Here is a 740-nt window from a genome sequence, read left to right as displayed (position 1 = left end):
AGGCGATGCTGGTGATCGTGCTGGTGTGCGCCCTGCTGACCTACGGCGGCGTGTCGCTGTTCGTGGTGGTGTTCGCGGTGTACCCGTTTGCGGCCGAGATGTTCCGCCAGAGCAATATCCCCAAGCGCTTGCTGCCGGCGACCATCGCCCTCGGCGCGTTCTCGTTCACCATGGACGCCCTGCCCGGCACGCCGCAGATCCAGAACATCATCCCCAGCACCTTCTTCAACACCACCGCCTGGGCCGCGCCGTGGCTGGGGCTGATCGGCACGATCTTCGTATTCTGCGCCGGCATGCTGTACCTGGCCCGCCAGCGCAACAAGGCCCAGCGCGCCGGTGAAGGCTATGGGACCGAGCTGCGCAACGAGCCGGAAACCGCCGAAGACATCAAGCTGCCCAACCCATGGATCGCCCTGTCGCCGCTGCTGCTGGTGGGCATCATGAACCTGCTGTTCACGCACTGGATTCCGCTGTGGTACGGCAAGACCCACACCCTCAGCCTGCCGGGCATGAGCGTGCCGGTGCAGACCGAAGTCGCCAAGCTCACGGCAATCTGGGCGGTGCAGGCGGCGTTGCTGGTGGGGATTATCGTGGTGCTGGTGTTCGGCTTCTCGGCGATTCGCAGCAAGCTCGCCGAGGGCAGCAAGAGCGCGGTCAGCGGCGCGCTGCTGGCGGCGATGAACACCGCTTCGGAATACGGTTTTGGTGCGGTGATCGCCTCGCTGCCGGGCTTCCTGGTG

1 pseudogene is annotated in these 740 nt (G+C 65.7%); it reads left to right on the top strand.

What is annotated here, in order from left to right:
• Positions 1 to 740, top strand: a pseudogene (locus HX846_RS30675) (GntP family permease); the annotation flags it as partial.

Source organism: Pseudomonas sp. K5002 (assembly GCF_013386655.1).
Lineage (GTDB): Bacteria > Pseudomonadota > Gammaproteobacteria > Pseudomonadales > Pseudomonadaceae > Aquipseudomonas.
The sequence above is the reverse complement of the archived record's forward strand: the minus strand, read 5'-3'. Positions and strand labels throughout refer to the sequence as shown.